At 71.5% G+C, this 23,161-nt stretch carries 26 protein-coding genes and 1 pseudogene; 16 read left to right on the top strand and 11 right to left on the bottom strand.

The features are described 5' to 3' along the window. Positions 1 to 6 precede the first annotated feature (6 nt). Both ACIBEC_RS34500 and dnaK read right to left on the bottom strand, forming a co-directional pair. Entirely contained in the window at positions 7 to 600 is a 594-nt protein-coding gene (locus tag ACIBEC_RS34500; protein WP_396289710.1) for a nucleotide exchange factor GrpE, read from the bottom strand. Positions 601 to 609: 9 nt separating this feature from the next. Further along, positions 610 to 2,514 carry a molecular chaperone DnaK gene (gene dnaK / locus ACIBEC_RS34495; RefSeq protein ID WP_360506711.1) on the bottom strand — a complete coding sequence of 635 codons (1,905 nt, stop codon included), beginning with the start codon at positions 2,512 to 2,514 and terminating at the stop codon, positions 610 to 612. Positions 2,515 to 2,743: 229 nt separating this feature from the next. On the opposite strand from dnaK, the gene ACIBEC_RS34490 reads away from it, so the two are divergent. The 4 genes from ACIBEC_RS34490 to ACIBEC_RS34475 all read left to right on the top strand — a co-directional run bounded on the left by ACIBEC_RS34490 (position 2,744) and on the right by ACIBEC_RS34475 (position 8,013). Then, positions 2,744 to 4,621, top strand: a complete 1,878-nt coding sequence (locus ACIBEC_RS34490; protein ID WP_396289709.1) for a PucR family transcriptional regulator — start codon at positions 2,744 to 2,746, stop codon at positions 4,619 to 4,621. A 185-nt stretch (positions 4,622 to 4,806) separates the two neighbouring features. Then, entirely contained in the window at positions 4,807 to 5,385 is a 579-nt protein-coding gene (locus ACIBEC_RS34485; RefSeq protein WP_360506714.1) for a hypothetical protein, read from the top strand. Positions 5,386 to 6,212: 827 nt separating this feature from the next. Continuing rightward, entirely contained in the window at positions 6,213 to 7,349 is a 1,137-nt protein-coding gene (locus ACIBEC_RS34480) for a DUF4157 domain-containing protein (protein ID WP_396289707.1), read from the top strand. A gap of 52 nt (positions 7,350 to 7,401) precedes the next feature. Beyond that, positions 7,402 to 8,013 carry a hypothetical protein gene (locus tag ACIBEC_RS34475; protein ID WP_360506717.1) on the top strand — a complete coding sequence of 204 codons (612 nt, stop codon included), beginning with the start codon at positions 7,402 to 7,404 and terminating at the stop codon, positions 8,011 to 8,013. 84 nt (positions 8,014 to 8,097) lie between these two features. On the opposite strand, the gene ACIBEC_RS34470 is transcribed toward ACIBEC_RS34475, so the two are convergent. Both ACIBEC_RS34470 and ACIBEC_RS34465 read right to left on the bottom strand, forming a co-directional pair. Then, positions 8,098 to 8,436, bottom strand: coding sequence for a hypothetical protein (locus ACIBEC_RS34470; protein ID WP_360506720.1), 339 nt, complete (start codon positions 8,434 to 8,436; stop codon positions 8,098 to 8,100). After that, on the bottom strand, positions 8,411 to 9,106 hold the full coding sequence (locus tag ACIBEC_RS34465) for a hypothetical protein (protein ID WP_360506723.1): 696 nt from the start codon (positions 9,104 to 9,106) through the stop codon (positions 8,411 to 8,413). The genes ACIBEC_RS34470 and ACIBEC_RS34465 overlap by 26 nt, the downstream gene beginning before the upstream one ends. Positions 9,107 to 9,216: 110 nt before the next feature. Between ACIBEC_RS34465 and ACIBEC_RS34460 the strand changes: the two genes are divergently transcribed. The 4 genes from ACIBEC_RS34460 (at position 9,217) to ACIBEC_RS34445 (ending at position 10,996) form a co-directional block, all read left to right on the top strand. After that, a complete protein-coding gene (locus ACIBEC_RS34460; protein WP_360506726.1) occupies positions 9,217 to 9,651 on the top strand; it encodes an Hsp20/alpha crystallin family protein in 435 nt (144 codons plus the stop codon). A gap of 138 nt (positions 9,652 to 9,789) precedes the next feature. Further along, a complete protein-coding gene (locus tag ACIBEC_RS34455) occupies positions 9,790 to 10,083 on the top strand; it encodes an STAS domain-containing protein (RefSeq protein WP_360506728.1) in 294 nt (97 codons plus the stop codon). Between the two features lie 51 nt (positions 10,084 to 10,134). Next, the gene (locus ACIBEC_RS34450; protein ID WP_360506730.1) at positions 10,135 to 10,539 is read left to right on the top strand and encodes a DUF2267 domain-containing protein; all 405 of its coding nucleotides are present in this window, start codon (positions 10,135 to 10,137) and stop codon (positions 10,537 to 10,539) included. Between the two features lie 58 nt (positions 10,540 to 10,597). Continuing rightward, positions 10,598 to 10,996, top strand: a complete 399-nt coding sequence (locus tag ACIBEC_RS34445; RefSeq protein ID WP_360506733.1) for a DUF2267 domain-containing protein — start codon at positions 10,598 to 10,600, stop codon at positions 10,994 to 10,996. A gap of 235 nt (positions 10,997 to 11,231) precedes the next feature. Here the strand turns inward: ACIBEC_RS34445 and ACIBEC_RS34440 are convergent, their stop codons facing one another. The 4 genes from ACIBEC_RS34440 to ACIBEC_RS34425 form a co-directional block, all read right to left on the bottom strand. Then, positions 11,232 to 11,465, bottom strand: a complete 234-nt coding sequence (locus ACIBEC_RS34440; protein ID WP_360506736.1) for a DUF6296 family protein — start codon at positions 11,463 to 11,465, stop codon at positions 11,232 to 11,234. An 11-nt stretch (positions 11,466 to 11,476) separates the two neighbouring features. After that, a complete protein-coding gene (locus ACIBEC_RS34435) occupies positions 11,477 to 11,881 on the bottom strand; it encodes an STAS domain-containing protein (RefSeq protein ID WP_360506739.1) in 405 nt (134 codons plus the stop codon). A 180-nt stretch (positions 11,882 to 12,061) separates the two neighbouring features. Next, positions 12,062 to 12,424 (bottom strand): helix-turn-helix domain-containing protein, encoded by a 363-nt coding sequence (locus ACIBEC_RS34430; protein WP_360506741.1) that lies wholly within the window; start codon positions 12,422 to 12,424, stop codon positions 12,062 to 12,064. Positions 12,425 to 12,878: 454 nt separating this feature from the next. Then, the gene (locus ACIBEC_RS34425; RefSeq protein WP_360506744.1) at positions 12,879 to 13,007 is read right to left on the bottom strand and encodes a hypothetical protein; all 129 of its coding nucleotides are present in this window, start codon (positions 13,005 to 13,007) and stop codon (positions 12,879 to 12,881) included. A 5-nt stretch (positions 13,008 to 13,012) separates the two neighbouring features. Here ACIBEC_RS34425 and ACIBEC_RS34420 point away from each other — a divergent pair, with 5 nt between their 5' ends. After that, complete coding sequence (locus ACIBEC_RS34420) at positions 13,013 to 13,597, top strand: DinB family protein (RefSeq protein ID WP_360506746.1); 585 nt, start codon at positions 13,013 to 13,015, stop codon at positions 13,595 to 13,597. Positions 13,598 to 14,380: 783 nt separating this feature from the next. Here ACIBEC_RS34420 and ACIBEC_RS34415 read toward each other — a convergent pair. Further along, positions 14,381 to 15,118 carry a TetR/AcrR family transcriptional regulator C-terminal domain-containing protein gene (locus ACIBEC_RS34415; RefSeq protein ID WP_360506749.1) on the bottom strand — a complete coding sequence of 246 codons (738 nt, stop codon included), beginning with the start codon at positions 15,116 to 15,118 and terminating at the stop codon, positions 14,381 to 14,383. A 115-nt stretch (positions 15,119 to 15,233) separates the two neighbouring features. Between ACIBEC_RS34415 and ACIBEC_RS34410 the strand changes: the two genes are divergently transcribed. The 3 genes and pseudogenes from ACIBEC_RS34410 (at position 15,234) to ACIBEC_RS34400 (ending at position 17,677) form a co-directional block, all read left to right on the top strand. Continuing rightward, entirely contained in the window at positions 15,234 to 15,941 is a 708-nt protein-coding gene (locus tag ACIBEC_RS34410; RefSeq protein ID WP_360506752.1) for a DUF4386 domain-containing protein, read from the top strand. A 314-nt stretch (positions 15,942 to 16,255) separates the two neighbouring features. After that, positions 16,256 to 17,160 (top strand): annotated as a pseudogene (locus ACIBEC_RS34405) (ISAzo13 family transposase); the annotation flags it as partial. Between the two features lie 115 nt (positions 17,161 to 17,275). Then, positions 17,276 to 17,677 carry a DUF5958 family protein gene (locus tag ACIBEC_RS34400; protein WP_360508933.1) on the top strand — a complete coding sequence of 134 codons (402 nt, stop codon included), beginning with the start codon at positions 17,276 to 17,278 and terminating at the stop codon, positions 17,675 to 17,677. Positions 17,678 to 17,776: 99 nt separating this feature from the next. On the opposite strand, the gene ACIBEC_RS34395 is transcribed toward ACIBEC_RS34400, so the two are convergent. Then, entirely contained in the window at positions 17,777 to 18,469 is a 693-nt protein-coding gene (locus ACIBEC_RS34395; protein ID WP_360508931.1) for an SDR family oxidoreductase, read from the bottom strand. Between the two features lie 451 nt (positions 18,470 to 18,920). Here ACIBEC_RS34395 and ACIBEC_RS34390 point away from each other — a divergent pair, with 451 nt between their 5' ends. The 4 genes from ACIBEC_RS34390 (at position 18,921) to ACIBEC_RS34375 (ending at position 21,744) form a co-directional block, all read left to right on the top strand. Next, complete coding sequence (locus tag ACIBEC_RS34390; RefSeq protein ID WP_360508929.1) at positions 18,921 to 19,346, top strand: hypothetical protein; 426 nt, start codon at positions 18,921 to 18,923, stop codon at positions 19,344 to 19,346. Positions 19,347 to 19,754: 408 nt separating this feature from the next. Beyond that, positions 19,755 to 20,210 carry a hypothetical protein gene (locus tag ACIBEC_RS34385; protein ID WP_360508927.1) on the top strand — a complete coding sequence of 152 codons (456 nt, stop codon included), beginning with the start codon at positions 19,755 to 19,757 and terminating at the stop codon, positions 20,208 to 20,210. 320 nt (positions 20,211 to 20,530) lie between these two features. Then, complete coding sequence (locus tag ACIBEC_RS34380) at positions 20,531 to 20,659, top strand: hypothetical protein (RefSeq protein WP_360508925.1); 129 nt, start codon at positions 20,531 to 20,533, stop codon at positions 20,657 to 20,659. Positions 20,660 to 20,922: 263 nt separating this feature from the next. Then, entirely contained in the window at positions 20,923 to 21,744 is an 822-nt protein-coding gene (locus tag ACIBEC_RS34375; RefSeq protein ID WP_360508923.1) for a maleylpyruvate isomerase N-terminal domain-containing protein, read from the top strand. A 409-nt stretch (positions 21,745 to 22,153) separates the two neighbouring features. Here the strand turns inward: ACIBEC_RS34375 and ACIBEC_RS34370 are convergent, their stop codons facing one another. Next, positions 22,154 to 23,149: a MarR family transcriptional regulator gene (locus ACIBEC_RS34370; RefSeq protein WP_396289699.1), complete on the bottom strand. Its 996-nt coding sequence runs from the start codon at positions 23,147 to 23,149 to the stop codon at positions 22,154 to 22,156. Positions 23,150 to 23,161 lie beyond the last annotated feature (12 nt).

The following is a 23,161-nucleotide window of genomic DNA, read 5'->3' as shown; positions in this document are numbered from 1 at the left end:
GCGGCCTCACTCCTGCGTGCGGCTGACCACTACCGCGGCCGGCCGCAGTTGGCGGCCGGCTTCGCCGTAGCCGGCCCGCAGCACCTGCACGACGGTGCCCGCAGCGGTGCCTGGCTCATCCACCACGGACACCACCTCGTGCTGCTCGGGGTGGAAGGGGACGCCGGTCTCCTCGTAGCGGGGGTAACCGAGGCTTCGCAGCACCTCGACGGCCTGGTCGCGCACCGCCTTGACACCGCTGACGATCGCCCCGGAGTCGGAGTCCGCGTGCTCCAGAGCCAGGTCGAGATTGTCGACGACGGGGAGCCATGCGGAGGCCACCCTGACGCGCTCGGCCTCCAGCTCCCGGGGGAGTTCGCGGGCGTACCGCTTGCGGAGGTTGTCGAGGTCGGCGAGGGCACGCCGCCAGTTGTCCTCCAGTTCCGCGATACGGGCGTCCTGCTCCTCGGGTGGCTCCTGTCGCGCCTCATCGGGCATCCGTGCCCCTTCCCCGGCCTCGCGGGCCTGGGGTTCGGTCGCGGCCGGCTGCGCGGGCTCGGGCGGGGGCCGGCCCTCGGGGGAGCGGGCCACGGAGCGGCGGCCCTGTTCCTGATCCGACATGTCGGCGCCTCAGCTCTTGTCGAAGTCGGCGTCGATGACGTCGTCGTCGCCACCCTGAGATCCGCCGCCGGGCCCCGCGCCGGGCCCCGCGCCGGGCTGGCCGCCCGGCTGTCCGACTCCGGCGGCGTGGGAGGCCAGCGCCGCGTGGATCTGCTGGAGTTCGGAGAGGAGACCCCGGACCCGGTCCAGCGGCGCGTCCTGCTTGTCGGCGGCCCGCGCCTCCTCGATGAGCATCCGGGCGCGGGCCCGCTCGTGCTCCGGTACGGCATCCTCCAGCTCGTGCAGCCGGCGCTCGACCTGGTAGGCGGCGGCGTCCAGCTCGTTGCGGGCGTCGATGGCCTCGCGCATGGCCAGGTCGGAGCTGCGGTTGGCCTCGGCTTCCCGGATCATCCGCTCGACCTCGGACGGGTCGAGGTTGGAGCCTTCACTGATGGTGATGCCCTGCTCGGCTCCGGTGTCCTTGTCTTTGGCGCTGACCTTGAGGATGCCGTTGGCGTCGATGTCGAAGGTGACCTCGATCTGGGTCTCGCCTCGGCGGGCAGGCCTGAGGTTCTCCAGCCGGAATCGGCCGAGCACCCGGTTGTCGGCGGCGATCTCGCGTTCGCCCTGGAGCACCACGATGTCCACGGCCGGTTGGTTGTCCTCGGCGGTGGAGAAGATCTCCGAGCGGCGGGCCGGGATGGTCGTGTTCCGCTCGATGATCTTGGTCATGACGCCGCCTGCGGTCTCCACGCCCAGTGACAGCGGGGTGACGTCCAGCAGCAGGACATCCTTGACCTCGCCCTTGAGCACACCGGCCTGGGTGGCGGCGCCCAGCGCCACGACCTCGTCCGGGTTCACGCTCATGTTCGGGTCCTTGCCGCCGGTCAGCCGCCGTACCAGCGCCTGCACGGCGGGGATACGGGTCGAGCCGCCGACGAGGATGACCTCGTCGATGTCGTTGGCGGTGATCTTGGCGTCGCTCATCGCCCGCTTGACCGGGCCGAGGCAGCGCTCCACCAGGTCGGCGGTGATCTGCTCGAAGGTGGAGCGGCGGAGCGTCTCGGTGAGGTGCTTCGGCCCGGAGGCGTCCGCCGTGACGAAGGGCAGACTCACCTGGGTCTGGGTGACCGAGCTCAGTTCGGTCTTCGCCTTCTCGGCCGCCTCGAACAGGCGCTGCAGCGCCTGCGGGTCCTTGCGCAGGTCGATGCCCTCGGTCTTCTGGAATCCGTCGGCCAGATGGTCCACCACCCGGCGGTCGAAGTCGTCGCCGCCCAGGTGCGAGTCGCCCGCGGTGGCGCGGACCTCGACCACGCCCTCGCCGATGTCCAGGATGCTGATGTCGAAGGTGCCGCCGCCGAGGTCGAAGACCATGACGGTCTCGTGGCCTTTCTTGTCCAGCCCGTACGCCAGCGCGGCGGCGGTCGGCTCGTTGATGATCCGCAGTACGTCGAGGCCGGCGATCTTCCCGGCGTCCTTGGTGGCCTGGCGCTGCGCGTCGTTGAAGTACGCGGGTACGGTGATGACCGCCTCCGTGACCCGCTCGCCGAGCGCCTTTCCGGCGTCGTCGGCCAACTTCCGCAGCACCTGCGCGCTGATCTCCTCCGGCGCGTACTGCTTGCCGTTCACCTCGAAGCGGGCCACCCCGCCCGGTCCCTCGACCACATCGAAGGAGACCGCCTTGGCCTCGTCGGAGACCTCGTCGTAGCGACGGCCGATGAACCGCTTGGCCGAGGTGATGGTGCCCTTGGGGTTGAGGATCGACTGCCGGCGCGCGAGCTGCCCGACCAGCCGATCACCGCTGTCGGAGAAGGCGACGACCGACGGGGTGGTCCTGTTCCCCTCGGCGTTCGGGACGACGGAGGGCTCGCCGCCCTCCCAGACCGCGATGACCGAGTTGGTGGTACCGAGGTCGATGCCTACTGCCTTCGCCATGGGAATCTCCTCCGTCGCGACGCGGGACCGTATCGGCGGGCTGCCGGGACCGCACTTCTCGTAGCCTGGCGCGGTACGCCGCGCGCTTCCTCGTCCCGACAGGGCCAAACCGCGCCGCCGTACCGGTCCGCCAGGACAGGAACGCGGCACATCCGGCAGGTGGGACCTCGTGCCGAGCGGCGTAGCGTGGAGGCGGGAAGCCGCTGTCGGAGCCGCGAAGGGACCTGCGATGGACGCTGTTCCCGCTGCGACCGCCGGACCCGCGCCTGCCGTCCCAGAGCCGGAGGCCGCTCGGCACGCACTGCTACGGCTGGTGACAGTCATGCTCGACGGCGGCGACGAGCGCGAGGTGCTGTGGGGTGCCATGGCGGCGATCGTCGCCACCGGCCCTTTCACCGCCGAAGCCGCGTACACCGTGCACCACGGCCTGGCGCGGCGCTGCCCACCACGCGGGGTGGCTGCCTCCGCCGTCGCCCGGCCGGGGAGCGCGGTGGCGCGGGGGCCGGCAGTGGACCCCACCGGCGAAGCCCCGGCTGAAGCAGCCGCCGCCGAAATGGTGGCCGCCGACCGGCTCGACCGGCGGATCGACGCTCTGGACGGCCACAGCCGGCGCCTGCACGAGCCGGGCGGGCCGTGGGTGCGGGCCATCGCGCTGCGGTACCAAGACCACTGCCTCGGCTATCTCGTCGTCCGGTCCATGACCACTCCCTCGGTCGAGGAGACCGACCTGACCGATCTGCTCGCGCAGCAGACCGGGATCGCCCTCGCGCGCCATACCGGGCGCCGGGGAGTGGCGGACCCCGCCGGGTCGGAGAACTTGCCGGGGATCGGGGAGGACGCGCTGGTGACCGGGGGCGGCGCACCCACCGCCGCCCTCGGCGCGACCATCTCCGCCCTGGCCTCGCAGCTCGCCGTCCACGACGCGCTGTCCCGCGCCGCCGTCTCCGGCAAGGGCGAGGCAGGAATCCTGCAGATCCTGTGCGACCACACGGGATTCGCTGCCCTCACCGAGGACCGCTTCGGCAACCCGCGGGCCTGGGCGGGTCCCGGCCGGGGCGAACCCCGGCAAGGACCCCCCGGCGAACCGGGCGCGGGGCCGGGCGCTGGGCCAGGCGCGGGGCCGGAGAGCCAATGCCGGGACGCCCTGATGCACCGCGCGCGGCGTCGGCCCGGCGCCGTACGGGACCGGAACCGGCTGGTCGTCCCCATCGAGATGGCCGGGGACCTGCTCGGCGTGGTCGCACTGGTCGACCCGGACCGGCGGGCGGCGGAAACGGACACCTTGACGCTCGAACAGGCCGCTCTGGTGCTGGCTCCCCAGCTCTTTTATGAGCGCAGGCTGGCCGAGCTGGAGCCCCACCTGAGGCGCGACGTGGTCGACCGGCTGATCTCCGGTGAAGCGACCGACGACGCCTTCGCCCAGGCGGCGTCCCTGGGCCACGACCTGCGCCGGCCGCACAGGGTCGCCGTACTGGAATGGGCAGGGACGGCCGAGCGGGCCGCGCTCGGCGACGCGGTGGCGCGCGCGGCCGGGCGGCTGCGGTGGGACGTGCTCGTCGGCTCTCGTGGCGAGACCACCGTTGTCCTGATCGCCGGTGAGGACCGGCGCGATCCGGGAGGCGAGCTGCACCGGGCCGTCTCGGAGGAACTCGGCACCGGGACCGGCGCGATCGGGGTCGGCGGCCACTGCGACGTCTTCACCGATCTGCCGCACTCCTACGACGAGGCCGTCCGTGCCCTCACCGTCCGCCGCCGGTCCCGGGATCCGTACGGCAGCACCGGTTTCGAGGAGCTGGGCCTGTGCCGCATGATGGGCACCGGCGAAGGCGAACGGGAAGCCGACCGCTTCGTCCGCGAATGGCTGGGTCGGCTGCTGCACTACGACGCCCGCCACCACACCGAGCTGGTGACGACACTCTCGCGCTATCTGGAGAGCGGCGGCAGCTACGACGCGACCTCCGAGACGCTCCTCATTCACCGCAGCACCGTCCGCTACCGCCTCCAGCGCATCCGCGAGATCACCGGACACGACCTCAACAACGTCGAGACCCGCCTCAACCTGCACGTCGCCACGCGCATCCGCAACGTGCTCAACACACCCCGCTGAGCCGCGGGCGAGCCCATGTCGGTCACCGCGTGTGGGCCGACCCAGGCCCAGCGGTTTGAGCGAAACGAAGAACAGGGTGGACAGCCGGACAGCAACGGGTCACGGTAGTCGACATGCTGTCACTTCCGAGCATTCCCCCTGCGGTTCGCTCCCGGACCCCGCTCACCAAGGCGGAGCGCGTCCGCGTGCTCGACGAGTTCAACGCCGCCGTGCGCTGCCCGGACGCGCACGGTGGGCTCGCGTGCCTGCCGGTCTTCCTCGATACCCTCGCCCAGGACGAGACCCGGCCCGACGGCACGCGGTGGATCGTGGACGACAACGCGCGGTTGGACATGGCGGCACTGCTGCGCTACTGCTTCCCCCAGCCGGAGATACACGTGGTGGCCGCAGAGTACGGCGCCGCAGCTCACAGGCGTGGCTGGCTCCGTCTCGATCGAGCCTTGCGGACTCACGAGTACACGAGTCTCAGCGAGACAGCCGAAGCCTGGGCGGAGAGCGACCGCACCTTCGACGACGTTCTGCAGGCCTATGGTCGACCTTCCGCAATCTTCGGCGACCAGGATCCGCGCTCGGCCAAGACCCTCGGCTACGGCTCCGCCGACCGGACCGCTCCGCTCGCGGTTTTCCACTTCGGCGAAGCGGGAGACGCCCCATCGGCACGCCTGCTCGCCTTCCGGAGCGGTGACGACATGTTCGGAGCGAGCATGGGCTTCACCCCGTTCGGCGACGCCCTTGCTGACGAGCGCGAGAGGCGTCAACACTGACCCGGTCACTCTGAAGCGCGACGCAAACCGTCCGGATAGACGTTGAGGTTGGCGTGTCGCAGGGGGAAGCCGGGCGACGTCCTCGTCCGCCGTCGCCGAGATGGGCGACGGCGGATATGCGTGCGGGGTGAGATGCCCCGGGCGGACACGGTCCTCAAGCCTGCGCGTGACGGCATCCGACGCCGACCGCGTCCTGTCGCTGATGGTCGAGTCGAGTCCGGGATGACCCGGACCCTGTGGGTGGCGCGCCACAGGTGCGTGACCGTCAGGCCGCCCTCGTGCCCAACCCGTGCCTGGGCTTGACGTGCCGGGGCTCGATCGGCGGGGAGACGGGCTCGTTGCCGGAGCTGAGGGAGGATGCCGGCCCTGGCCGGATGAGGGAGGATGCCGGCCCGGCCGCCGAGACGTTTCGCGGCGGCGAGTGTCCCTGCGGGGTGTCGCCGGTCAGCTCTGTTGGTAGAGGACCGCGCCACGGGCCGCCCGCCGAGCTCGGCACCGAGCAGTTGCCCCGGGCCGGCCATCGGGCCGGTCCGGACCGTGTAGGGGTTCGACCTGCGCATGCGGTGCCGAACCTCGCTGTTCTCCACGGGGAAGAGGGGACCGGCACCGTTCGCCGGGCGGCCGCCGAACCGCGGACCCTACCAGCCAGGCTGCCTCACCCTCTCCTGACCCGGCGGGCCGGCCGAACGGCGCACGACGACCTCCAGGTTCCCCGGACGCTGCCCCCGACACTGCCCCTCGGGCCCTTGTGCGAGCCGCGGAGCCCGTTATAGACCGGAATGGACACAGAGCGACCGCGGCTTGAACCGCCTGTCCAGGAGGTGCATGTGCACGCGCATGACCAGAAACCGCGGGGCGAGTCCGAGCGCCGTGACCGCAGCCGGCCGACCGCACAGCGGCAGTCCGCGCCGCTGGAGCCCCGCTCGATCGGTGCGCTGCAGCGCACCATCGGCAATGCGGCCGTTGTCCAACTGCTCAGGCAGCAGCAGGAGTCGGAAGAAGCACCGGTCCAGCGTTCGACGGTCCACCAGGTGCTGCGGTCGCCGGGCCGTCCGCTGGCCGACGGCGTGCGGGAGGAGATGGAGGCCCGTCTGGGCGCCGACTTCAGCAGCGTGCGGGTCCACGACGGCCCCGCCGCGGCCCACTCGGCGGCCGAGATCAGCGCCCGTGCCTACACCTCCGGCGAGCACGTCGTGCTCGGCCGCGGCGGCACCGACAGGCACACGCTGGCCCACGAGTTGACCCATGTCATCCAGCAGCGGTCGGGCCCGGTGGCCGGCACCGACCACGGCGGCGGACTGTCCGTCAGCGACCCCGGCGACCGTTTCGAGCGCGCCGCCGAGGCGAACGCCGTCCGGGCGCTGAGCGGGCCCGTGCCCGATGCCGTCCAACGGGCCGCCGTCGGGTCTCCGTCCCCGGCACAGGAGCTGTCGGTACAGCGGGCGTTCACCGGCGCTGCGTACGTCAGCTACGGCGGAGTGAACGCAAACGGCGTCGGCACCACGATGCACGCCGAACTCTGGCCCGGGCAGCTCGGAACGGGCTCCGTGCCCAAGGAGCAGCCGTCCTGGTGGCCCAAGACCGGCACGACCGGCACCTGGTTCAAGAACTACATGGTGCAAGGGCACCTGCTCAACCACAACGTCGGTGGCCCCGGCGTCATGAAGAACATGACGCCGATCACCGCGTCCGCGAACTCGGCGCACCACGCCAAGGTCGAGAAGGACGTCAAGGACGAGGTGCTGAACAAGGGCAACGTGGTCGAGTACTACGTGGAGGCCGACTACAGCAAGCACCCCGCCGCGAAGGACTTCAAAACGGGCGACCCCGGTGTGGACACCGACATCGACACCAACTACGCCGACAAACTCGCAGGCAAGGTCCACGCCGAGTACACGGTCTACGACACCACCGGCAAGGAGCTGCGCGGCGACGCGTGGGAGATCGAGAACAACCGGATGTAGAACCGACCGCACCCGCTGTCGTCGCTGAAAGCGCCGAAGGAGACGTACGTACGTGATCAACCCCCGTGCCCGGCTGACCGCGATGATCGCCGACCTGGACCGCAACCCCCGCGTGCAGCTCCTGGAGGCCACCGTCGAGCCACCGACCCCACCGGACGACATCGAGCTCGCCACCCGCCTGGCCGACGGCCGTCTCCCGGACGGTGTCGAGGCCTTCTACCGCGAGGTCGGCGCGGTCCGCCTGACGTGGCGGCACACCGTTCCCGAGTTCCTGAACAACGACCTCTCGGATCAGGGCGTGATCGACCTGCTGCCGTTGCGTGAAGTCTTCGGCGACTGGAAGGGCGTCACCTGGCACACGGCGAAGGACCAGGAATTCCGCGCCGTCAAACCCTTCGACAGGTTCGTCCCCGAAGCCTGCACGGCCTTCGTTCCCCCCCTCGACACCGTCCACTACCACTACCTCGGCGAGGAGCTGTACGACACCGGGTACTCGTTCGACGCGTACCTGGAACGGCTGATCGCCTCCCGTGGTTTCTGGTACTGGCCCCAGACCCTCTGCCGGGGTCTGGAGGACAGTGCGGAGGTCACCGCGTTCCGCCGCGCGATGCCGGCCGTCTTTCCGGACTACGACGACACGCTGTTCCACCCGGCACGGCACTGAGCCTGTGCACCGCCGAACCGGCGCTGCGGAACGGCCGGCCCCTCCGCAGCGCCCGGACGGTCGGCGTCCGGCGGTGTGCCGCGGTCATGCGGGTTCCCGGACGATCGCCTGGCCTTGGGCCGGGCTGTCCTGCGGGCCGCCTGGGGCGGTCGGGGTGTGGTGATGGCCGGCCGGTGCGGGCGGGCTGCCCGGAGGACCTTGCGGCGGGACGGCCGGGGGTGCGGGGGCGGCTTGTGGGGGCCGGGGCCAGTGGGCGAGGTCGTGGCGGAGGGCGTCGAGTCCGGCCAGGCAGGTGTCGATGGTGGCGATGGCGGCGCTGCTGTGCTCGCGGATGCGGCGTTCGATGGCGGTGAGCCGGTCTTCGATGTGCTGCCAGCGGCCCTGGGTGGTGAGGGGGTCAGGTGCGTCGTTGGTCGCTGTCATGGCGGAGGCGTTCGGTGCGGTCGGTGAGGTCGTCGAGACGGGTGGCGAGGTCCGGGTGGGTGGCGGTGAGGTGGGGCCGCATGTCGGCGAGGGGTGTTATCAGATCGGCCGGGTCGGGGGTGCCGAGGGCCGCGGTGAGCGCGGCCAGCGCGGTACGGGCCCGGGGGGCCAGGCCGGGCGCGGCGGTGATCTGCGCGGCGAGGACGCGCAGGTCGGCGGCGTTGTCGCGGGCCCAGGCGGTGACGGCGCGGTCCGCGGCCCGGCGGTCGCGGACCGCCTTGACGCGTTCGGCCCCGGTTCCGGTGGCGGCGCGGGTCCGCCCGGCGGGCCGCAGGCGCAGGTAGCGGTTCTCGGCGGCCTGGCGGCTGGCGACGCCCATCGGCTGGGCGAGGTCGGCCCAGGTGGCGCCGGCGTCGCGGGCGTTCTCGACGAGGCCGGCTTCCCAGCCGGCGAGTTCGGTGCGCAGTTCGCGCAGCAGGACCAGGGCGGCCAGGGCGGGTTCGGGGCCCTCGCCGGGTGCACCGGTGCCGGACCGCGTGGGCGGGGTGGTGTTCTGGGCGCTGCGGACGGCGTCGTCGATGGCGGCGAGCGCGGCGGCGGCGGCGAGGAAGGACGCCGGTCCTGTGGGCGGGCCGCTGCCGGTGGCGGAGGTGTCGGGCTGCTGTCCCATGGCTGTCACTCCTTTGGCGACCCAGGTTTTTGTCATCGGATGGATGACATGCTAGAACAGTTTCAGGTGAAGCGCACTGGCACCCATTCGATCAGTGGAGGTGTTTCGCGATGCTGATGCGCACTGACCCGTTCCGCGAGCTGGACCGGCTGACCCAGCAGTTCCTGGGCACGAACGGCACCTGGTCGCGGCCGGCCCCGATGCCGCTGGACGCGTACCGCACCGGCGACGAGTACGTGATCTGCTTCGACCTGCCCGGGGTGGACCCGCAGGCGATCGACATCGACGTCGAGCGGAACACGCTGACCGTCAAGGCCGAGCGCCGTCCCCGCCACGAGGGCGAGGGCGTGAAGTGGGAGCTGTCCGAGCGCCCGCTCGGTGTCTTCTCCCGCCAGGTCATGCTCTCCGACACGCTCGACCCCGCCGGGATCAGCGCCGACTACGACGCCGGCGTGCTGACCCTGAAGATCCCGGTCGCGGAGAAGGCCAAGCCCCGCAAGATCGAGATCAGCCACAGCGGAAGCCGCAAGCAGATCCAGGCCTGACCCCTCCTACCGGACCGCCGTCCCGCACCGACCCCCCCCGGGCCCTGCGGGACGGCCCCCGCCCGGGCCGAACGACCCACCCGGCCCAGCACGTTCCGGCACTACGGTGTCCGGCCGGGCCCACAGCAAGAGACCACCATGCGCGACCAGCGGCACGAACCCATCGTGGTACGGGCGAACGGCGAGATCGACCTCGACACCGCCCCCTCGCTGCGCCGTGCGCTGGCCGCCGCGCTCGAGTCACACCGGGAGGTGGTACTCGATCTGTCGGAGGTGACGTTCATGGACTGCGCGGGCCTGGGCGCCCTCGTCCACGCCCGCAACGAGGCCGACCGGCGCGGCGCTCGTCTGGCCCTGCGCGGGGCCGGCCGCCGCGTGGTGCGGCTGCTCAAGCTCACCGGTCTGCACCGGCGCCTGGCCGTGGAGCCCTGACCGGGCGCCGCCTCGCGTCGGCCCGTGCCGTGCGACGGAGGGAGAACTGCGGTGACTCTTCGATGGGAAGCGTTCCTGGACACGGTTCAGGAACGCGGTGAGTACGACACCCCTGGGGAGGCCGAGCGGGCGGCGCGTGTCGTCCTGGCCCTGCTCGGCGCCCACCTCGTCGGCCAGGTCCGCGCCGACCTCGCGGCCCGGCTGCCCGAGACCCTCGCCCTGATCCTTCTCAACCCGCTGCAGGCCGCCGAGCCGCTCACGTCCGAGCGGTTCGTGCGCGCGACCGCGGCCTGGATCGAGGGCGCCACCGAAGCCACGGCCCTGTGGGACATCGGCGCCGTTCTGTCCACCGTGGCCGACGCGGCCGGAGACGATCTCACCGAGCGTGTCCTGCTCCAGCTGCCGCCCGGCTACGACCTCCTGTTCGGCCGGCCCCAGCCCGGCCACCGCCCCTGAAAACCGCCCCGTGCCGCCGCAACTGCCCGGCCGGCCACCGCCCCGGAAGGCCACCGTCATGACCCGGTACTGCCTCCTTCTCCAGCAGGTCCGCAACCTCGGCCGCTACACCTGCGACGAGGAAGCCGAACGCGTCCTGCACGCGGTCCTTTCCGTCCTCGGCTCCCAGCTCACCGGCGAGGAACGCTGCGACCTCGCCCAAGCCCTGCCCCAGCGGGCCCGCGCCGTCCTCGTCTCGCAGATCCCGCTGCCCCGGCCGGTCGCCGCACCCGCCTTCGTCGAAGCCGTCGCCCGCGCCCTGAACACCAGCCTCACCGGCGCCCGTTGGGACAGCTCCTCTGTCCTGGCGGCCCTGAGCGACCTCGCCGGGGAGCACCTCACTGACCGTCTCCTCGCCGGCCTGCCCCGCGGCTACGCCCTCCTGTTCGGCCGCGCCGACCTCACCACCGCGGCTTGACCCGGGGCGGCACCACCGCCACCTCGCCCCACCCCACCCCTCTCCGCAACGGTGGGGCGCCGCGGCCGTCCGGCGGCGCAGGGCGGAGTCGGTCGCGGCGAGTTCCCACGGCCCGTCGGTGAGCTGGAGTTCCGCCTCATGGACGACCTGCTCGACCGCCCTGACCATGCCCACGGCGGGAAGCCCATCGGCGGGAAGCCCATCGGCGGGGCCTGGCGCGCCGTCCGAGGGGGCGTCAGGGCAGTGGTACGGCGTGCAGGCAGGTGTGCCGGCCGGGCCCGGCCGGCTCCGTGAGGGGCCGTGCCACCTCCCCGGTGATCTCCACCTGGAAGGCGCCGGCTTCGTCCGCGTATACCGGTACCCCGTCCGCTGTCACCGTTCCGGTGGCGTGGACGACGACGACTTCCGGCGGGCCGTGCCGGCCGGGCAGTCCGGGCAGGGTCACCGCGTACCGCGCGGGGGCGTCCACGGCGGGCCCCCTCAGCGTGGCTGCCGGCCGGCGCCGGCCAGCAGGGCGACGGGAACGGTGGCGTGGATGGGGAAGACCTCGTCGGCGCCGGTGATCTCCAGCAGTCGCCGGGTCTGGGCCGGCGGCGCGGCCAGCACCATCCTCACGCCCGCGGCTTCCGCCTGCAGCCGTACGGTGAGCAGGGCGTTGAGACACACGGAGTAGCAGAAGGTCAGCCCGGCCAGGTCGATGATCAGCCGCGCGGGGCTGTCCGCGAGCGCCTTCGCGAGGACGTCCTCGAGTATGCCGCGGTCGCCCTGGTCGACTTCACCGTCGAGACGGACGGTCACCGCCGTCCCGGAGCGCGTCGTGGTGATTCGCAGGCGCGGTGTGGTGACCCGCAGAACGGATTCGCTGGGCTGGAGCACCGAACTCACCGCCCTTCTCAGCAGCCGGGCCCGTCGGCGGCCGGACCGTCGGGGGTGGCGCCCGGGGCGGGGTGCCCTACACCGGCGCGGTGGCCGGCGAGGACCTCGACGTGTCCGGACGCCCGGTTCCGCGATCGCCCGCCACAGGGACACGGTGCGGCGCTGCGCCGGAGGAGGTCGGGGGCGGGCTCACGCGTACTCGTCATGATGATCACCCCTGGAAGGTGAGGTGGCGGTACCGGGGCCGGAACCAGGATCGACATCGGCGAACAGGGCCAGCAGACCGGCGATCTCGTGAGGGGCCTCGGCAGGGTGGCGGAAGTGCGTGCCGTGTACGACGCGGTAGTGGTTGCGGCGTCCGTGCCGGGTGTGGGTCAGGTAGCCGGCGTTCTCAAGATCGGTGACGATCCCCTGAACGGCCCGCTCGGTCACTCCGCATACTGCGGCGAGATCTCGCAACCGCACTTCCGCGTCACGCGAGATCATCAACAGCACACGGGCGTGGTTCGTCAGGAACGTCCAGCTCGTACGCGGTTCCCGCTCGTCCGACATACCACAAGTATGAACCCGGATTCCGGTTTTTCAATGCCTGATCCCAGGTTCCGCCGTGGCTCAATCCGCCTGCTCTCGGCCCTCCCGGACACCCGCCCCGAGGCCTTACGCCGCCGGGCCCGCTGCTGCCCCTGCCGCCGGCCGCAACCTGCGCCGGGCCCGGTGTGGTGGCGGTACGGCCGCGCCGGACGGCACTCCATGAGCGACACGCTCGACAACCCGGACGACCGCGCCGCCTGGATCAACGCCAGGCCGCCCGTACGGCGAACGCCGCGCCGTCCCGGCCCGCCCGGCCGGGACAGCCTGCCCGGCCGCCCGGTGCGGCCGGAGGCTGAAGGCGAGCCGGTCTTCAGGACGGCGAGGACTCACCAGATCGGCAGGTCCGGAAGCCCCGACACGGGTGATCCGGAACCACTGCCCGAGGACCGGGACAGTCCGTGCCTAGGAGGTTGTCTCACGTGGCAAGTTTCGAGAGCTTCTTGTAGCAGGTCAGGGCGGCGGCCATGGCCTGGCCTCGGCTCTGCCAGTCGTTGCGGACCACGTACGGGATCTTGAGACCACGAGCAGCCCATGGCAGGCTCATGCCGCATGATCGATGAATTCGCGAAAGACAACCTGCACGGGAGACTGCGGCGGGACCGCAACGCGCTGCTCTGGAAACTCGACGGCTTGTCCGAATACGACGCCCGCCGACCTTTGACAGCGACCGGGACCAACCTCCTCGGCCTGGTCAAACACGTGGCCACCGTCGAGGCCAGATACTTCGGCGAGGTCTTCGACCGCCCTTCCCCGGAACCGCTGCCCCGGTGGCAGGACCATGACGGCAGCGATCTGTGGGCGACCGAGGACGAGACCCGCGATCAGATCATCGGGTTCTACCGGCGCACGTGGGAACACTCGGACGCGACGATCAACGAGCTTCCCCTCGACGCCCCCGGCCACGTGCCGTGGTGGCCGGAGCCTTGTCCCAACACGAACCTGTTCGCCGTCATGGTCCATGTCCTCGGCGAGTCCAACCGGCATGCCGGGCACGCCGACATCCTGCGCGAGGGCCTCGACGGCCGGACCGGGGTGCGCCCCGAACACGGGAAGCAAATCGACGAGGAGGCCCGTGCAGCCTACTGCGCGAAGATCGAGCAGGTCGCCAGATCGGCCGCGCCAATCAAGGCTTAGAGGTTGTCCCACGTGACTTGATGTTCGTGCGCCATGATGCCGGTCGGGGGTGCTGATCTATCGAACCGTCTGGTTCCTGGGGAGCTCTGGCAGCCGGCCGGCCCGTTGCTTCCGTCACTCGCTGCTCGTCCGCAAGGTGGTGGGAGACCGCTCCATCGGGAAACCCGGCCGGTTCGTCGCCGACCACTTCGGCGGCCCCAGACCTTCACCACCGGCGACCTCGGCCCGGTCGTGCTCCACCGGGCCGGCCGCCACCGCGCCGCCACCGACCAATCCGCGGCCTCGGTCGCTCCGGTCGCTCCGGTCGCTCAGGCGGCTTCCCGACGAGGTGTCGGTGCCCAAGCTGGGGCTGAGCCAGGCCACCGGCTGGACGCAGCCCACCGATCGCGGCCTGGGTGAGGCGCGCCGCGACTCCGCCCTCGGCGACGGCCTGGTCCACCTCACCTGGCCAGCCGCCCCCGGCGTCCGGGCTCTCGAACAGCGCGGCCGCCTGGCCGGTTGGACCGAGGTCTGCGACGACCTCGGGAACGGGGTCGCCCTCGTCTCCGGCCGACCGGCTGCCCGGCCGCGGACCCGCAGGCCGGCACCTGGCCCGGCCGGCGTGCGGATGCTGACGCGGTTCTCGTACTTGCGGCGGGCCTTGCGCTGGGCCTGCCGCGGGAACGCCGTGCCCACCGTCGAGCGGCCGGCGTGGCGGGCGAGGAGTCTGAACGAGGGCCGGACGTGGCGTCCGGTCCCGCGCCCCGCAGGCCTTACGTCGTGCCGGGTCTGGTGGGCCTCTGGTCAGTCGGCCCGTCCGCCGGCGGCGGAGGAGGTCCAGCCCTGCTGCCGGAGCCGTTCGAAGCCGTCCAGCAGCAGGTCGAGCGCGAACTCGAACTCGAACTGGTCGTCGCAGCCCTGGCCCACCACGGAGTCGTCGTCGTGGGCGCTTGCCCCGGCCAGCTCCGCGACGTAGGGGTACCGCTCCGCCAGCTGCCGGAACGTTGCGTCCTGCTCGGCGGCACGCGGGTCGGGCCCAGTACCGGGCGCGGTGGCGGTGGCGGGCGGAGCGTCGAAGACCTCCTGGGTGAAGCCGAGAATGCGACTGCCCAGGGCGTGCATCACGTGATGGGTGAGGTCGACCGAGAGCCCGCCGGTCCGGAAGCTGCCGATCACCGCGTCCATGTGGGCGAGCAGCGCCGGCGTGGGGCCGCTCCGGGACCGGATCACCTGCAGGGCCCAGGGGTGGCTCCGCAGCGCCTCCCGGGCCGCGAGGATCCGCCCGCGGACGGCGGCGCGCCAGTCGGGGCCGGGGTCCGGCGACCCGATCCCGCCGACCACCGCGTCGACCATGCCGTCCAGCAGCTCCTCCTTGTTGGCGACGTGCTTGTAGAGCGCCATCGGCACCACGCCCAGCTCCTGGGCGAGCCGGCGCATGCTGAGCGCCTCGATCCCCGTCCCGTCGGCGAGCGCGACGGCGGCGCGCAGCACCCGGTCCCTGCTCAGGGGGGCCCGTCGGGCCGCGTCCGTCGGCTGGGCCATCTCCGGTCTCCCTCGGTTCGACTGCCGGACCGGTGTTCCGGCTTGACGAGTGTACGGCGTACGCCTACCGTGAGTGCCAGGTGTACGCCGTACACCTTTCGAGGGGAGTGTCCACGTGAGCCCAACCAGAGGAACCGCGGTCGTCGCGGGTGTCCTGTTCCTTGTCACCGAGATCACCGCGGTCGGCGGCCTCGTGCTGTACGGGCCCGTCCTGAAGGGCGCCGACTACGTGACCGGCCCCGGCGCCGACGGCAGGGTGTTCCTCGGGGCGCTGTTCGAACTGCTGCTCGCGGCGGCGGTCGTCGGCACCGGGGTCACGCTGTACCCCGTCCTGCGGCGGCAGCACGAGGGGGCCGCACTCGGCTACGTCTGTGCCCGCCTGCTGGAGGCCGCCGTCATCGTCGTCGGCATCATCGGCGTCCTGTCGGTGGTGACCCTCCGGCAGGACTTCGCGGCCGGCGCCACGGGCTCCGACGCCGCTGCGGTGCGGACGGCGGGTCGGGCCCTGGTGGCGGTCCACGACTGGACCTTCCTCATCGGGCCCAACTTCGTACTGGGTGCCAACACCCTGGTGCTCGCCTGCCTGCTGTACCGCGCACGGCTGGTGCCGCGCTTCGTGGCGGTGCTCGGGCTCGTCGGGGGGCCGTTGATCTGCGCCTCGGCGACCGCCGTACTGTTCGGCCGCTACGAGCAGGTCTCGACCGCGGGGTCGCTGGCGGCGCTGCCGGTGTTCGTCTGGGAGGTGACGCTGGCCCTGCGGCTGATCGTCAAGGGCTTCGAACCCGTCGGCCCCGCCGTCCGCCAGGCCACGGCGGCCGCCTGACGGCCCGGCGACCTGACAGCCGGTACGCCTGGTGGCCCGGACGGCAGCCGTCCGGACCACCAGGCGTACCGGCGCCGGGGAGCGCCTTCGGATGCGTCAGGCCTGCACGCGACCACCGACAGCACTGCCCTCGCCTGAGTGAGTCCCGGGCAGTATGCGGCGGCTGCCGGGCACGGACCGGAACGGCCGGGGAGCGGCAGTCGTCGATGCCGGTGTTGAAGCGGCCCAGGGCGCCCGGGATCAGCGAGGTGTCGCAGGGCAGGGGCGCGTCGGTCAGGACGAGCTCTGGCGCGGGCCCGCTCGGCCCCGCCGGCTGGTGGCACGGGCAAGGACACAGCGACTATCCGGGGGCCACCCGGCTGCTGATCACGGCGGATGCGGGCGGCTCCAACGGCTACCGCACCCGTGCCTGGAAGGCCGAACTCGCTGCCTTCGCGGTGGAAACGGGCCTGGAGATCACTGTGTGTCACTTTCCTCCCGGCACTTCGAAATGGAACAAGGTCGAACACCGGCTGTTCTCGCACATCACGCTGAACTGGCGCGGCAGGCCGTTGACCAGTCACGAGGTCATCGTGAACAGCATCGCCGCGACTCGCACCCGCACCGGGATGACCGTCCACGCCGAACTCGACACCAGCACCTACCCAACCGGCGTGACCGTCGGCGACCGGCAGACAAATGCCTTGCCGCTGGACCGGCACACCTGGCAGGCGACTGGAACTACACCCTCCGCCCCGAGCCCTACGCCGAGATCAACGAAGCCCCGGACCCGTTCGACCAGCCCAGTCCCGACCTCGCCTGGCTGCGGCATCCGACGTTCACCGGGCTCACCGCAACCGAATGGAACGGCCTGACCGCCCAGCTCCTGGCCCTCCACGACACCCAGCGCGAGGGCCAGCTCGAAAAGCGGCGCGGGCACCGGCCCCGCATCAAGGGCGACGGAACCACCGGCCGCCGCCCCGTCCCCACCCTCGCCGACCGCCTCCTGGCCGTCCTGCTCCACCAGCGGCTCGGCCTCCCGCAGGTCGCCGTCGCCCGACTCTTCGGCGTCACACCCGAAACCGTCAACCGCCGCAGCCGCGACATCCGCCAGCTCCTCCAGGCCGCCGACCGCATCATCGAGCCCGCCGAACCCCAACTTGCCAACCTGGACGCGCTCTTCGAGCTCGCCTCAAGCCAGGGCATCACCCTCCTGGCAGAGATCAAGACCGCGAGTTAATCCTCTGCAAGCCCTAACTGAACGGCGTTGCGGCTAGTACTCCAGTGCGGCTGCGTGATCTGCTTCGATGACCGTGCACGGTTGATGGGTCGGGGCGTTGTGGAGGTGGGGTGGGATGGACGAGCGCGCGGTGGTCCTGAACGGGCTGGCGCAAGGCATCCGTCCGCTTGATCAGGGTGTCGACTGGTTCGAGGGTCTGGCCGGCACCGAGAGGTTCGAAGTCCTGCGCGACCTGGCAGGGTTCTGCATCCAGGCCCGCGCCGTCATCGAGGACGGACCGGAGAGCATCCGCAGGGCCGGGATCCGGCCCACCCACACCCCGGCCGTGCTGCTCACGCGCGGGCACCTCACCGAGCAGCTCACAAAGATCGTCAATCTGCGGCAGGACGAGCGCGTCAAGGCGTTCCGGCTGTTGGTCGCACTGCTCGGCGTGGCTGACGAGCGGCGGAGGGCTCGGTTCTGCGCCAACGGGTGCGGCCACGCCTGGCACCACCTGGGCACCGGTGCGGGGAACTGAAGCGGCGCCCCGGGGCCGTACGCCTCCTCCAGCTGCGCCACGACGCCCTCGGCATCGCGGACGACGGCTTTCAGCTCCGCTTCGATCGCCGTACTCGCGTCAGCCAAGCTGCCCGGTCGGCCGCATGGTGATCTGGTTGATGTCCACGCCCGCAGGCTGGTTGAGCGCGAAGGCGATCGTGGCCGCGATCTGCTCGGGGGTCATCGCCTCCTCAGGGGTGCCGCCGCGCTCGGCCCAGAACGCGGTGTCCACCACTCCGGGGGCGATGACGGTCACGCCGACTCGGTCCTTGCCGACCAGCAGCCGGGTGTTCTCGGCCAGCGCGTGCGCAGCCCACTTGGTGACCGAGTACAGATTGCCGGGTGTGTTGCGCACCCCGGCGACGGAACCGATGAACACGATCCGGCCCTTGGATGCCCTCAGCTGCGGCAGGGTCTCGCGCACCAGCAGGGCCGGGCCCAGAACGTTGGTGAGGACCATGGCGCGCATGTCCTCGGGGGCGTGGCTCTCCAGGTTGCCGGGCAGCGAGAAACCGGCGTTGGCAATGACGTTGTCCAGTCGGCCCCACGCCTGAACCACGCGGCGCACGGCGGCGGCGACGTCCTCCGCCTCGGCGGCGTCGCCGGTGATCGTCAGCAGCTGCTCACCCGCTCCGGCCGAAGCGGCGAAGGCGGCCAGCTTCCCCGCGTCACGTCCGGTGACCGCCACACGGTGGCCCTGCTTGAGGAGGGTGCGGGCGGTGGCGGCACCTATTCCGGTCGATCCACCGGTGATCAGCGTGACGGGCTCCATGCAACGGCCTCCTCGGCGACGTGGTCATCAGTTCCGCAAAACGCCTGCACTATACGTGGGGTGAGCTGCTGCCAGGGTTGTCACGCCGTACCGACTCCGCCCAGGCCCGCTCGACCGCCGCCGCCCCTGCGAGCTCCCACGGGTACCTGGTCCGGCCGCTCTCCTGCCCACCGCCGGGACGAGATGATCTCCGCCTACGAAAATCCTGCCAGAGCCAGATACAGGTGTACGCCGACATCTGCCGGCGCTGGAACGTGCCCGCACCTGGTGCGCTGGGAGTCGGCTCGCAGGACTCCTCCCTCTGCCAGGTCCCGGGCGCACCCACGCGACCCGCATCGCCCAACTGCCCACCGCCGACGCCGCCGTGGCCGCCGCCACACTGCGCCACTGCGCGGAGGTGCAGTCGGACCGGGTGCCCGGGCCGCGGTACCGCGGCGATATGGTGTCGGTCATGGGAAGTCGGATACGCGAGGACCGGCCGCTGCGAGACCTGCTCGGCTGGCTGGGGGCCGACGATCCGGCGTCGGCGCGTCGGCGCAGGGTGCTGGCCGGTGCACTGGTCGTGGTGGCGCTGCTCGGGTCGAACGCGTGGGGGCGAACGGAGCCCGGGACCTGGTCCGAGGTGTGGATCGGCACGACGGACCTGCTCCAGTGCGCCGCACTGATCGTCACCGCGTTTCTCCTGGTGTGGCATTCACGGTCGGTCGCGTGGGCCGGGGCCGCGAGCATGACCCTGATCCTGCTCGGTGCCTTCTTCGACGTGATGACGACGGAGGGCGAGGGCGCTTCGTACGCGGCACTTGCCGAGTCCCTGCTGATCAAACTGCCCACCGTGGTGGTGCTGGCGGTCCTGGTCAGGCGCGGCAGGGAGTGGTGACGGCTCGGCCGCCGGTGTTCCGGGACGGCCGAGCCGCAATTACCGTTGCTTTAGGAGCTGTTCAAGGTTCGTACGGCCTCCAGGGCGGGCGCCCCGATACTGGCGCCACGCGCCTCGGGTAGCAGCGCCCCGGGAAATCCCCTCCAGGTCCGCCCGGAACCTGTGAAACGTCAGCCGGTCTGGCCGTACTCGTCGGGCCAGTTGGGGAGCGGGACAGGGCCGCCCGGCCGATCGGGGTTGACGGCCAGACAGAGCACGACGACGCTTGTCGATCGCTTTTGGGTGTACGAGCCGAAGACGTCGGGCCCCTCGTCGTAGCACGCCCGCCTCGCGCAGACCAAAGCCAAGCAGCAGCGAGGCTGGCCCAAATCATCTGGAGATCGCCGGGGTTCCTGGCAGGCTGGGGACATGGCACCCTTCGATGATCAAGAGCTGGACACGGCGGTTCAGAATGCTGACTCGCCGGCCTGGTCCCTTCGCGCCGCTGCCGGGCGGCGGCTCGCGATATCGGACAGGATCGACGAGGTGACGGACGTCCTTCACCGCCTCCTCCTGGATGTTCAGAACACCGCGGTCATCCAGGAGACGGCGGTGGCCCTGCTCGAACGCAATGACACCACCGGACTCCGCTGCGTGCTGCTGGCCAGAAGCTACGCGTCAGAAACCTGGACTGCGGATGAGATCCAAGCCGCCCTGGACGGCAACCCCGAATGGATGACGACCGAAGGCGCAGACCGGCTGATCAAGCAGTACCGCGAGTTGGCAACGGACCAGGACGCCGGCGTCCGCGACGAAGCCCAACGGCTCCTGGCGCGGCTGCGACCACGCGAGGAATGGGCGCGAGACGCAGAGGCCGACTCCTGACTCTCGATTGCTCGTGCGGCGACGGCGGAGACGCGCCGCTCGAGGACGGAACCCCGGTCGACGCCGACCACGACACCGCCCAGGACGGGGACGAGCCCGACGATGTCCACGGACACTGGTCCGTCCGGGTAGGCGGACAGTTCGTGATCCTTGCGGGCGGACAGTCATCTCCCGCTGCGGTATGACCATGAGTCACTCGTCCGGTCGGTGTTGGGATCCGGCCGGACCCCAACTCCGGCTCACGTGAGCGGGACGACGCCCTGGCCGTAGGTGGCCCGGGCGAGGCGGAGGCTGGTGGCCTCGGTCAGCACGATGTGCGAGTGGTGCAGGAGCCGGTCGACCGCCGCGGTGGCGATGGTCTGGGCATGATCGTGCCGAAGCCGGCCGGGTGGATGTTGCTGGTCACGATCATGGACCGGCGTTCGTGGGCGGCGTCGATCACGCGGTAGAACGCTGCGGCGGCGGCGGCCTGGTGGCGGCCGCGTGGTCGTCCGGGTCGCTCGGTTCGCCTGCTGCGAGTCCGCTGCCGTCGTCGCTGTCCGGACGGGAGGGTTGTTGACGGTCGACTGTGGGGCCGGCCCGGTGATGGCCGGAAAAAGTTTTCGGAGGGTGAGCGATGAGTTTCCCGCGCGGGCGTGGTCTTCTCCTGTGCAAGGCGACAACGGACTTCCCGGTGACCGCTGGAGCGGCACCTTCCGAAGGGACGAAGAAAATGATCGAGCTGAACGCGGAACGCGCCCGCCGGACGATCGTCGAGCACACGGAGCGTCTGGCGGCCTCAGCCGTCCTGGCCGGACCCGACGCCGCGGTGCCGACTGCTCCGGAGTGGAGCGTCACCGACCTGGTCGAGCACGTGGGCCGGACCCAGCACTGGGTCGCGGAGATCATCGAGCGGCGCATCACGGACCCCGCACAGCTGCCCACGGAGCTGGCCGTACTCCCCGCTGACCCCCGCGAGTGGCCGACGTGGCTGTCGGAGTCCGCGCGGCGGGCCGCGAACGCGTGCTCGGACGACGCGCTGGACGCGCCGGTGTTCAACGCCGCGGGAGACGAGCGGCCGGGAGCGCTTTTTTGGATGTCCAGCCTCCTCAACGAGGCGGTCGTCCACGGCTTCGACGCGGCCGCCGCAGCCGACACGGCCCGCGAAGCCGACCGACTGACCGACATCGACGCCGACATCGCGGCGGCTCTCATCGGCAACCACTTCACCATGCTCGCCTCCCCCACGTGGAAGCTGCAGCGCCCCGAGTCCGCCACAGCGATCAGCGGTTCGGGGCAAACCCTGCAGTGGCTCGCCACCGACATGCCCGGTGACGCGGGCGCCTGGTTCGTGGAACGGCACGCCGACGGGGCGAGGTGGCAGCCTCGGATTCAGCCCGCCGACGTGACGGTCACCGGCCCGGCACGCTCGCTCCTGCTGACCCTGACCCGACGGCTCCCGCTCACCGGCCACGACATCACCGGCATCACCGTGGAGGGCGACACCGCCCTTGCCCGGCACTGGATCGACAACACCGCCCACGCCAGCGGCTGACCCGCCACCAGCGGACCGACGCCCGCCCGAGCTGTTGTGCCGGACCTGGCCGACCGAGACCGATTTCCTGCTGCCGGGCGGCCGACGCAGGTGCGCTGCGGGAGAAGGCCGGCCCGGGCCGGCTGGAGTGCCCGGGCTGCGAACAAGCCCGAGCCGCACAGGATTTGGGCCCGCTGGCGATGCCCGCCCCGGCCACGCTGGAGCTGGTGGCCGCACTGGCGTAGCCGGCCGTGCCGTGCATGGACACGGGTCACGTGGCGGGGGAATTGGGGAAACCGCCCCGTCAGACGATCAAGACCGCAGACTCCCGCCCACCAGCACGAGCACGAGCACGAGCACGGGCAAGGACCGTCACGCCAGCCCCGCTGACCAGCACGTTTTGAGGACGGAGACACTTCAATGGTGCCTCCTACGCGGTGTCCAGCAGTGCGAGTCCGGCGGCGGTGGGCGTGTGAAGGGCGGTGTTGTGGTGGCGAAGTGTGGTGATCAGGCCGGCCTCGCGCAGCACGGTGGCGTGCTGACTGGCACTGGAGGGGCCAACGCCCAGGGCCGTGGCGATTTCACCGGTCGTGCAGCCGGGGCGTTGCGCGATGATGCGCAGTACGGTGGCGCGGGTTCGGCCCAGCAGCGCGGCCAGTGGTGCCGGTGTGCCGTCCGTTGCGGTCGGGGTCATGAGGGTCAGAGGGCCGGCCTTCTCATCGCGGTGGGCGGGGTAGGTCAGGATGGGCTGGGGTTCGGCATCCGGATCGACCACGGGTGCTTGCGTGGCGAACGCGGACGGCATCAGCAGCAGGCCCCGGCCCCCCAGGTGGACGTCACCTTCCAGTCCGGACACCAGGTCGACCTCCAGCACGGGTGCCCGCCACCGGATACGCGGCGGGCACAGCCCGGTCAGCAGCCGCTCGACACCACCGTGCAGGAGCTCACGGGACCGGACGGCCAGGTCGGCTGCGACCTGGTCGGTGACCTGGGGCCAGTACGGGGCCAGGACGGTTGCGTGGACCCGGCCGAGGGCGTCGACAAGCTGCCGTAGCACCTCGGGGTCGTCGCCCAACCCGGAGGCCCAGCCGGGCATGCGTTGCCGCTCGGCGATCCGGGCCAGGTTTGCCCGGAGTTGTTTTGACGGTGTGGCGGCGACCTGCTCCAGCAACTCGGGGACGCTGCCGATTCCTCGCGGGCTCAGGAAGGCAGGTGCCCATCCGTGGCGGGGTGCCAGGTCGAGAACCATGCGCGCCTGGGGCGGCAGGCGGGCCCAGACTTCGCGGCGCCACGCGCCGAAGCGCAGTGCCTGGTTGCGGTCCTGTAGGACGCGCAGCGCGATGCTCAGTTCTTCCAGCGGCGGCACCGACGTTGCGACGCGGGTGCGGGCAAGGTCGGCGCCGGTGAAATGGAACCGGTAGACCATCCGTCCTCCGCC

Source organism: Kitasatospora sp. NPDC051164 (genome assembly GCF_044455625.1).
Taxonomy (GTDB): domain Bacteria; phylum Actinomycetota; class Actinomycetes; order Streptomycetales; family Streptomycetaceae; genus Kitasatospora.
The sequence above is the reverse complement of the archived record's forward strand: the minus strand, read 5'-3'. Positions and strand labels throughout refer to the sequence as shown.

Coding starts and splice junctions, on each gene's coding strand:
- ACIBEC_RS34385 (WP_360508927.1), top strand. CDS start 19,755: ATGGCACCCTTCGATGATCAAGAGCTGGACACGGCGGTTCAGAATGCT.
- ACIBEC_RS34445 (WP_360506733.1), top strand. CDS start 10,598: ATGACCCGGTACTGCCTCCTTCTCCAGCAGGTCCGCAACCTCGGCCGC.
- ACIBEC_RS34470 (WP_360506720.1), bottom strand. CDS start 8,436: ATGACAGCGACCAACGACGCACCTGACCCCCTCACCACCCAGGGCCGC.
- ACIBEC_RS34375 (WP_360508923.1), top strand. CDS start 20,923: ATGATCGAGCTGAACGCGGAACGCGCCCGCCGGACGATCGTCGAGCAC.
- ACIBEC_RS34400 (WP_360508933.1), top strand. CDS start 17,276: ATGGACGAGCGCGCGGTGGTCCTGAACGGGCTGGCGCAAGGCATCCGT.
- ACIBEC_RS34465 (WP_360506723.1), bottom strand. CDS start 9,106: ATGGGACAGCAGCCCGACACCTCCGCCACCGGCAGCGGCCCGCCCACA.
- ACIBEC_RS34430 (WP_360506741.1), bottom strand. CDS start 12,424: ATGTCGGACGAGCGGGAACCGCGTACGAGCTGGACGTTCCTGACGAAC.
- ACIBEC_RS34420 (WP_360506746.1), top strand. CDS start 13,013: ATGATCGATGAATTCGCGAAAGACAACCTGCACGGGAGACTGCGGCGG.
- ACIBEC_RS34490 (WP_396289709.1), top strand. CDS start 2,744: ATGGACGCTGTTCCCGCTGCGACCGCCGGACCCGCGCCTGCCGTCCCA.
- dnaK (WP_360506711.1), bottom strand. CDS start 2,514: ATGGCGAAGGCAGTAGGCATCGACCTCGGTACCACCAACTCGGTCATC.
- ACIBEC_RS34415 (WP_360506749.1), bottom strand. CDS start 15,118: ATGGCCCAGCCGACGGACGCGGCCCGACGGGCCCCCCTGAGCAGGGAC.
- ACIBEC_RS34390 (WP_360508929.1), top strand. CDS start 18,921: ATGGGAAGTCGGATACGCGAGGACCGGCCGCTGCGAGACCTGCTCGGC.
- ACIBEC_RS34395 (WP_360508931.1), bottom strand. CDS start 18,469: ATGGAGCCCGTCACGCTGATCACCGGTGGATCGACCGGAATAGGTGCC.
- ACIBEC_RS34370 (WP_396289699.1), bottom strand. CDS start 23,149: ATGGTCTACCGGTTCCATTTCACCGGCGCCGACCTTGCCCGCACCCGC.
- ACIBEC_RS34460 (WP_360506726.1), top strand. CDS start 9,217: ATGCTGATGCGCACTGACCCGTTCCGCGAGCTGGACCGGCTGACCCAG.
- ACIBEC_RS34425 (WP_360506744.1), bottom strand. CDS start 13,007: ATGAGCCTGCCATGGGCTGCTCGTGGTCTCAAGATCCCGTACGTGGTC.
- ACIBEC_RS34500 (WP_396289710.1), bottom strand. CDS start 600: ATGTCGGATCAGGAACAGGGCCGCCGCTCCGTGGCCCGCTCCCCCGAG.
- ACIBEC_RS34455 (WP_360506728.1), top strand. CDS start 9,790: ATGCGCGACCAGCGGCACGAACCCATCGTGGTACGGGCGAACGGCGAG.